The organism is Pseudomonadota bacterium (assembly GCA_023229365.1).
GTDB lineage: Bacteria > Myxococcota_A > Polyangia > JAAYKL01 > JAAYKL01 > JALNZK01.
Map to the genome: position 1 here is coordinate 1 of JALNZK010000172.1, position 8658 is coordinate 8658.

An 8658-nucleotide genomic window follows, 5' to 3' on the forward strand; every position below is an offset into this window, starting at 1 on the left:
CCGTGATCTTTGCGGCGCATCCTCTGGCCGCGGAGATAGTCGGCATGGCGGCCAACGTTTCGGACCACCTCGCGCTCGCGTTCATGGCGGTGCAGATTCTCGTTCTCGATGGACACAGGGAGAGGGGGGGGGCGTGGAGGCTCGTCGCAGCCGGGCTCCTCGGCTGCCTCGCGTGCGGCTCGAAGGAGATAGGCGTCACGAGCGCTCTCGCGCCGGCGGTTGCGCTTCTTCTGGCGCGGGCGTCCGGCGGCGCCGTCGTCCGGCGGGATTGGCTCCGAGTCGGTTGGTGGGCCGCGTCGGTGCTTCCGGTCGCGCTGTACCTCGCGCTGCGGGCGTACGTCACGTCCCGAGCCGGCTGGGCCGCGACGGCTTGGCCGCCCCCGGAGGTCCTCGCGCTGTCTTTGGGGATCGGCCCCGGGCTCGCGCTGCAGGGGATTGGCGCGCCGATCCCGTCCGGCGCGAACGTTTACACGACCCCGGGGGCGGTGCTGCCTTGGGCGCTCGCTGTTGTCGCGTGGGCGGGGATCGCCGTCGCCGTCGCCCGGCCCCTCTGGCGGAGAAGCCCGCCCGGGCTGGCGTCCATCGGCGTCGCGCTCGCGCTTGCATGGCTCGTCCCGTCTCTCTTGGGCGTGGACAGGTTCTCGGACGAGGATCCGCTGCGCTTCCCGACCAGGTACCTCCACCTTCCGCTCGCTGGACTGCTGCTCGCCGTTTTGCCGGCGGCGGCGCGGATTTGGAACCGCGGCCTGCGTTTCGCGGCTCCCGTCGTGGCCGTGCTGTTGGTCGTCCTGTCGTGGCTGCGCGTCGAGGAGTGGCAGGACGAGGTCTCTTTCTTCACGGCCGAGGCGGCGTACCACCCCGAATCGATGCCGGATCAGATCAACGCGATCTCCGCGTTCGTGCACGTGCACGCGTTTGCGGCGGCCGAGGAGGCGATCGCGCGCGCGGAGTCGAGGCCGCAGGCCAGGGCGGCACGCGCTCGATCTCGCCTGCTGAACGAGCGCGCCGCGATCCTCGTGCTTCGCGACGGGGACACGGACGCGGCCACCCGGCTGCTCCGGGAGGCGATTGCCGCATGGCCGGACGACCTCGGGAACGTGCTCGATCTCGCTTCCGTGCGCATGACCGCCGGGCAGCCCGAGCAGGCGGTGGCGATCCTCGATGACGCGCTCGCGTCGCCGCGATTCGACGACTACAGGCGCGCGGCGATCGACGCCCGCCGGAGGAAGTACCTCGGGGCGCTCGGGGGAACGCCGCCATCGCCCCGGCCGTAACTGTGCACGAGCACGCGCGATCGGCTATCATCTTCGCCATGACCAACGGCACTCGAATCCTCGTGGTGGACGACGAGCAGTCGGTCCGCGAGATGATGGCGATCCTGCTGAAGCGGCAGGGGTACGACGTCGCGACGGCGAGCTCCGGCGTCAAGGCCGTGGAGATGATCGGGGCGGGAGCGGGGTTCGATCTCGTCGTTACGGATCTCCTGATGGATCGCGGCACCGGGATCGACGTGCTCGAGGCCGCGAAGGCGCGGGATCCGCACTGCGCGGTCATCCTCATCACCGCGTACGGCACGACCGAGTCGGCCGTGGAGGCGATGAAGAAGGGCGCCCACGACTACCTTTCGAAGCCGTTCAACCTCGACGAGTTCGTTCTCATCGTGCGGCAGGCGCTCGAGCATCGGGAGCTCGTGCGGGAGAACATCCGGCTGCGCGCCAAGGTCCGCGGCGAGTACCGGTTCGCGGACATGATCGGGAGATCGCCCGCCATGCGCGAGGTGATCGCGGTGTGCCAGCGCGTGGCCGACACCGCGGCGACCGTGCTCGTGTCCGGGGAGTCGGGCACGGGCAAGGAGGTCGTCGCGCGGGCGATTCACTTCTGCGGCGCGCGCGCCGAGCGGCGATTCGTGGCGCTGAACTGCGGGGCGCTGCCCGAGCCGCTCATGGAGTCCGAGCTGTTCGGCCACGTGCGCGGCGCCTTCACCGGCGCGACAGAGGACAAGATCGGCCTCTTCGAGGCGGCCGAGGGCGGCACGATCCTGCTCGACGAGGTCGGCGAGCTCCCGGCCTCGCTCCAGGTCAAGCTGCTGCGGGTGCTCGAGCAGCGGACGATCCGTCCGGTCGGCGCGAGCGGCGAGCGGCCGGTCGACGTGCGCGTCATCTCGGCTACGAACCAAGATCTCGCGGCGCTCGTCGAGGCCGGGCGATTCCGCACCGATCTGTACTACCGGCTGAACGTCATCCAGATCCACCTGCCGCGGCTCGTCGAGCGCAGAGAGGATCTCCCGGAGCTCGTGGGGGCGTTCCTGCCCGGCCTCGAGCCGATCGTCGGGCGTCGGATTTCGGGCGTGAGCAACGCGGCGATGCGCGCGCTCCTCGAGCACGACTTCCCGGGCAACGTCCGCGAGCTGAAGAACATCCTCGAACGCGCGGCCACGCTGGCGACCGGCCCGCAGATCGAGGTCGACGACCTCCCGCTCACCGTCATGCACAAGGGCAAGGGCGCGTCGCCGTGGCAGCAGTCGCTGCCCCAGGACGGCATCGATCTCGACGCCGCGCTCGAGGCGCTGGAGCGCAGGTACATCGAGCAGGCGCTCGCGCGCGCGGGAGGCGTGCAGACCCAGGCGGCCAAGCTGCTCGGCGTCACGTTCCGCTCGCTGCGGTACCGCATGGGCAAGCTCGGGCTCGCGCCACAGGAGGAAGAGAAGTGACGAAAATTGTCACTCGGGCTGACCTTATTGAGCATCTTTTCTAGCCCTGCTGGACAATCGAGGCTTGGATGATGAAAAAACTCATTGGTATCAATGTGTTGCAGACTTCCACGGTCGAGGAATGGAAATTGCTACGAGGAGGGGATGTCATGGAGAGGAACTCAAGACGACAAGCCGGTTTTACGATCATCGAGTTGATGATCGTCGTCGCGATTCTGGGCATCCTGGCGGCCGTCGCGATCGTCTCGTACAAGGCGTATGTCCAGCGCGCCCACAACTCCGAGGCGACGAGCGTCCTCGCCGACATCCGGCTCAAGCAGGAGGCGTACCGCGCCACGTTCCACAGGTACGCGAGCGTCGACACGGGCTGGACGCCGACGAGCGACCCGAGCTCCGAGGAGCAGAGGTGGCCGACCGAGACCGCACTGGACAGCGTCGGGGGACAATGGAGGCAGCTCGGCGTCATCCCGGACGGCGCTGTCTTTTTCGTTTACACAATGGAGACGGGCTCGCCGGGGACGGCGGCCACCCTGTTTGAAGGTCTGGAGCCGTTGACCTCCGCGGACTTCTGGTTCGCGGCGCGGGCGGTCCAGAATCTCGACGACGACAGCGAGTGCGGAGGGTTCGAGGTGTACTCGGGCAGCAGCCGTATCGTGGACTTCGACGAAGGGGAGGTCGACTGCCCGTGAGAGCGGTCGCGGCAATGCAACAGCGCCGGGCTTCGCGGCCCGGGCAAGAAAAAAGGAGCTGGAGATGAAGAAACGGATCAAACGTGGTTTCACCCTGATCGAGCTCATGATCGTTGTGGCGATCATCGGCATCCTGGCCGCCGTGGCGATCCCGGCGTTCCTCAACTACATGAAGAAGGCCAAGACGTCGGAGGCGACCCTGAACATCGACCGCATCTACGAGGGCGCGGTCAGCTATTTCGATTCCGAGCACGTCGGCCAGGGCGTCACGGGCACGATCATGCAGCACTGCCTGCCGCTTACCACCGGGTACACGCCGGATACGGGTTTGCTCAGCGGGGAGAAGTTCATCGCCTCCGATCACATGGCCTCCTTTGAAAGCGACTCATGGAAGGCGTTGGACTACTCCGTGGCCGACAACTTCTACTACGCCTACAACTTCACGGGCAGTGGGGCGACAGGGAATACGGTCACGGAAGGGGATGATTTCTTCGCTCAGGCTTCTGGCGATCTGGACGGCGACACGACCCTTTCGCTTTTCGAGCGCGCCGCGCAGGTGGTCTCGGGCGGCATCCAGGGCTCCTCGGGCGTCTACAAGAACGACCCGCTCGAGTAGTCCCCGTTCCCGTCCGTCGATCCGCTGCAACCCCCAAGACCTACTCCTTTCGAGAGCCGATCCGCTCGCGCACCAGCGCACGGCGCTTCACGAGATCCGCGCGGTGTTCGGGCGAACCCGCGGTCGCGGCTTCGGCCATCTCGAGGTAGCGCAGCGCGAGCTCGCGGTCGCCGAGCGCGGCCGCGGCGCCGGCTATGGAGATCATCGGGCGGTACGCGCGCGGATCTCTTCGGGCGGCCTCCTGGTACGCGCGAAGCGCCTTGTCCCATGCGCCGTCCGCTGCGTGGAGGTTCCCGAGCGAGAGCCACGCGAACACGAGTCCGCTGTCCGCTTTGACCGCGGCCGAGCACTGCGCGATGGCGGCGTCGTTCCGTCGCTGATCCGTGTACAGGGCGCAGAGGTTGGCGCGCGCATAAGCTTCGTTTTTCCGATCGTTCGAGGAGCGTGCCGCCTCGATCGCACGGTCGAACATCGCCTCCGCCGCATCCTCGCTGCCGCGCCAGCGCAGTGCGTGGGCGAGGTTGATGAGGCTCGGCGCGCGGCCGGGGTTGAGCTCCACCTCGCGGGACCAGAGCCGGAGATCGCCGCCCCAAGCGTGCGCGCGCAGCACGGCGAACAGGATCCAGATCGCGGCCAGGCCGCCGACCGCGAGGTAGGCGGGTCGCCGCTTAGCGAGACAGGCCGCGGCCGCGATGCAGGCGATCCCGGCCGCGGGGACGCATAAATACCGCGATCCGAGCACCCCGGTAAGCGCCACGGCGACGAGCGAAGGTGTGGCGGCGAATGCCCACCAGGAGATTCCGAACAGCATGGCGCGGTTTCTGCGCAGGACGAGCACGCCGACGACGAGCGACAGTGCGGCGGCAAGCCCGATCGCGGTTTCGGGCCCTGGAACACCTGGAACCTCGATCTCGAGCCCGAGCGGATGCGGGAGCACGGAGAAACGCGCCGCCAGCCCGAGCCCACCTATGGCACGCCATAAAGCTCCCTCGCGAATTGACGTGCTTGAGGGGTCGATGAACACCGCGCGAGCGGCGATCATTGCGACTGCGGCGGCGATCGTCGCTCCGAGCGACACGGCGAAGCGCGCGGAGCGGAGCCGAACGCCGATCGCGGTGCAGTACACGGCGAAGATCACGGGGAGCCACACGCCGCTCTCCTTCGAGAAGACGCACGCGACGCTTGCGAGCGCGAGCCCGACGAACGCCCATCTGCTCCCGCCCTGGCAGAGAGCGCCGCCCAAGAGCAGCGCCGCGAGCGTGGCGGCGAGCACCATCTGATCGCCGACGCTGGTCAGCAGGAGGATCGTATCGACCCCGCTCGGCACGACGGTGAAGAGCGCCGCGCCGGCGAACGCGGCCCGCCGCCCCGCGGCGGAGGACGAGCCGGGCGATGCGACCGCGCCGAGGCGGCAGAGGAGCGCGAAGAGGAGGAGACAGCAGGCCACGTGCAGCGCGGTGTGACAGATTCGATACCCGGTTGGACTCGTGCCGAACAGCCTGAGCTCTCCGGCCAGCGCAAAGAGGCTCGCCGGTCGGTAGAATGAACCGGGCCTCCCGCTCTCTTCGAGCATGGAGCGATAGGGTGCCGTGAGCAGCTCGCCCAACGAGCTCGTCGACGAAAAGGCGGTGCCGTCGACCAGCATCGCCTTGTCATCCCAGAGGAACGGATGGCCCCAAGTCGGAACATAAAGGGCGAGCGCGAGCGCGACGAGGATCGCGGGAAACAAGGCGCGGCGCAGGGCCGCACGGGCGCGACTCGATCCTGTCGACGCGGTACGCTCGACTGCTGGGCTCTCGTGCTCGTTGGCCATGTGGGCTCCTCGATTCGGCCGGATCGTCCGCGATGCGAAAGCGGATGTCAAAAGGTTGTCCAGTGAAAGGCCTTCTCTGAGATAATGACCGCCGAGCTCATGGGACCTCGCACGACACGCGTTCTCATCGCCGCGCTCGCAGTCGCGCTCGCCGTCACGGCGTTGTACTCGCGGGCGCGTTCTGCGGAGATCATGCGGGAGATCGTTTCCGACGAGGATCGCTTCTACCTGCCGCCACCGTCGTGGCTGCGCACCTTCTCCATGGGTTACAACGAGGCGGCGGCGGATCTCGTCTGGGTCGCGACCATCGTGTACTTCGGCGAGCGCGCCGAGTTTTCGAGGAACAGGCGAGGCGATACGGGCATCCCCGAGGACGCGCCCTCGGCGCAGTTCACCGTGAACTACCTCGACGTGGTCACGAGCCTCGATCCGCGGTTCCGCAGCGCGTACACCGACGGCGGGCGGCTCACCCTGTACCACAAGGGGACGATCACGCGGCGCACAGTCGAGATGGCGATCGCGCTGCTCGAGAAGGGGCTGAAACAGTATCCCGACGACGGGGAGATGGCGTTCGTCCTGGGGTTCCTCCACTACCACGAGCTCGAACCGTTCCTCGAACCGAAATCGCCGGAGCTCAAGCGGGCGAAGGAGGCGGGGGCCCGACTCGTCCGCGCCGCCGCGACCATGTCCGGTGCCCCACAGTACGTTTCGGTGATGTCCTCGTCCCTGATGCGCGCCGAGGGGATGGACGACCTCGTCATCGAGCACCTCCGCGCGATGTTGGTCCAGGAGACGGATCCCATGATCCGCAGGTCGCTCGAGGCGCAACTCAGGCGCGCCCTGGGGGAGGCGGCGGAGCGGGATATCGCCATCACGGGAAGGCTCGAGCAACGGTGGCGCGCGGAGATGCCGTTCGTCCCGTTCGACATGTTCCTCATGGTGCAGCCGGAGATCCCGCTCGGCGCGCGGGACGTCATCGAACCGTGGGCGCTACGGGAAGACGATGGCACGGCGATCGACGTGGACGACACGCTTTGAAGATCGTGTTCCTCAGACGACACGCCCTCCTCTTCGTCGTAGGGATCGCCGTGATCGCCACCGTCGCGCAGGTGCTCAGAAATGATCTCGTCTGGGACGACGTGTATCTCGTTTCGGAGATCGAGGCGAGCGGCAGCTTGGGGCGCCTGGCCGACATCGTCGGCGCGCCTTTCTGGAGCAACTCGAGTTACATCTCGAGCGACCCCGTCGACTACTGGCGGCCGCTCACGAAGGCCGTTCTGTGGTTCGGCGGGCTTGTGTTCGACAAGGCGCCGTGGGGCATGCACCTCCTTTCCCTCCTCGCCGCGATCGGCGCGTCGCTCGCGATCGCACGGCTCGTTTCCCGCGCCCTCGCCGGCGGTCGCCCGGAGGCCCGCCGCGTCGGACTCTGGATGGGGCTCGTGTTCCTCGCGCATCCCCTCTGCGCCGAGGTGCTGTGCCTCGCGTCGAACGTTTCGGATCACCTGGCACTGATCTTCCTCGCGGTCGAGGTGGCCGCGCTCCATGACTACCAGGCGGGCAGGGGTGGAACGCTGCGCCTCGCGGTGGCAGCGGTCGCGGGGTTCCTCGCCTGCGCGTCGAAGGAGACGGGTGTGGTGGCGGCGCTCGCCCCGCTCGCCGCGTCCCTCCTTCACGGCGCGTCGGAAGATCGGCCGTCAATCGCCACGCTGCGACGGAAGGGGCCTTGGATTGCGGCGGTCGTGCCGGTGGCGATCTACCTCGCATTGCGGACGGCCGTGATCACCGGTGGCGGCGGGAGCCCGAACCCGTTCATGTCTGGAACCTCCCCGGCCGCGGTGGCGGCGCTCGGCATCGGGCAGGTCCTCCTGCGCGCCGTCTACCCGGCCCCGCAGGGCACGGTGGTCGTCCTAGGCCCGGGTAGCGCGTTCGCGATCACGGCGGCTGCGGTCGCCTGGGTTTTGCTCGCGGCGAAGACTGTCGTCGACGTTGTCCGTGTGCGACGGCTGTCGCTCGCGTCAGTGGGAGCTCTGTTCGCGCTCGTGCTGTTCGCGCCATCCATGGCGGCGCCGCTGCCGCTGGGAGAGGTGCAGGCCGTCGCGACGAGGTACCTCCACCTGCCGCTCGCTGGGCTGTTGCTCGCGGGCGCACCTCTTCTCGTTCGGAGGTGGGGACGAACGGCGGAGCTCGCGCTCGCGGTCGCCGTCGCGCTCCTGTGTCTCCTGTCCTGGGTACGGATCGGCGAGTGGCGGACCGAGGTGTCGTTCTTCTCGGCCGAGCTCGCGTACCACCCGGAATCGGAGGTCGCCCGCGTCAACTTCGCGCAGGCGCTGTGCCAGGCCCACGCGTTCGACGCCGCCGAGGAGGTGCTGCGCCCTCTTGCCGGGACCGACCGCCGCTTCACGAGCCGGCTCGCCGAGGCCGCGTACTTCAACGCCGCCGCCAAGATCGCGCTGTTCAAGGATCGGGACGTCGAGGCGGCCACGCGCCTCCTCGAGGAGGCGGCGCGCCGATCCCCGGAAGATCTCACAAACGTCCTCATGCTCGCCGAGGCGCGCGATCGGGCCGGGCGGCCGGATCAATCGTTGATCATCACCGAGAAGGCGCTCGCGGCGCCGTGGTTCCAGGATCACAGGCGCGCGGTCATCTTGAAGTACCTCGATCTGTACCGCGGGCGTGCGGCCGAAGCCGCGAAGCGGAAGGCGCCCTAGGAGCCTGTTGCGCATAAGCCCGCCGCGCTGACTTGCCGACTGGTTCGACTCCGCGGAGTTCGGATTCGCTTTCGCGGAAATCGAGTGTTCGGAGACGCCGTTCGGCGGCGAGGGTGGCTTCC

The 8658-nt window shown here is 68.1% G+C and carries 6 protein-coding genes and 2 pseudogenes; 7 read left to right on the forward strand and 1 reads right to left on the reverse strand.

The features are described 5' to 3' along the window. The 5 genes and pseudogenes from M0R80_29570 to M0R80_29590 all read left to right on the forward strand — a co-directional run. Positions 1 to 1274: tetratricopeptide repeat protein (locus M0R80_29570; protein MCK9463789.1), on the forward strand; the 1274-nt coding region annotated here is incomplete at its 5' end. A 38-nt stretch (positions 1275 to 1312) separates the two neighbouring features. After that, a complete protein-coding gene (locus tag M0R80_29575) occupies positions 1313 to 2710 on the forward strand; it encodes a sigma-54 dependent transcriptional regulator (protein ID MCK9463790.1) in 1398 nt (465 codons plus the stop codon). 149 nt (positions 2711 to 2859) lie between these two features. After that, positions 2860 to 2994, forward strand: a pseudogene (locus M0R80_29580) (prepilin-type N-terminal cleavage/methylation domain-containing protein). Positions 2995 to 3015: 21 nt separating this feature from the next. Then, positions 3016 to 3399: a hypothetical protein gene (locus M0R80_29585; GenBank protein MCK9463791.1), complete on the forward strand. Its 384-nt coding sequence runs from the start codon at positions 3016 to 3018 to the stop codon at positions 3397 to 3399. Between the two features lie 64 nt (positions 3400 to 3463). Then, a pseudogene (locus M0R80_29590) lies at positions 3464 to 3592 on the forward strand (prepilin-type N-terminal cleavage/methylation domain-containing protein). Between the two features lie 463 nt (positions 3593 to 4055). Here M0R80_29590 and M0R80_29595 read toward each other — a convergent pair. Then, positions 4056 to 5828, reverse strand: a complete 1773-nt coding sequence (locus tag M0R80_29595) for a tetratricopeptide repeat protein (protein MCK9463792.1) — start codon at positions 5826 to 5828, stop codon at positions 4056 to 4058. Between the two features lie 99 nt (positions 5829 to 5927). Here M0R80_29595 and M0R80_29600 point away from each other — a divergent pair, with 99 nt between their 5' ends. Both M0R80_29600 and M0R80_29605 read left to right on the forward strand, forming a co-directional pair. Continuing rightward, complete coding sequence (locus M0R80_29600) at positions 5928 to 6866, forward strand: hypothetical protein (GenBank protein ID MCK9463793.1); 939 nt, start codon at positions 5928 to 5930, stop codon at positions 6864 to 6866. 5 nt (positions 6867 to 6871) lie between these two features. Continuing rightward, positions 6872 to 8536 carry a hypothetical protein gene (locus M0R80_29605; protein ID MCK9463794.1) on the forward strand — a complete coding sequence of 555 codons (1665 nt, stop codon included), beginning with the start codon at positions 6872 to 6874 and terminating at the stop codon, positions 8534 to 8536. Positions 8537 to 8658 lie beyond the last annotated feature (122 nt).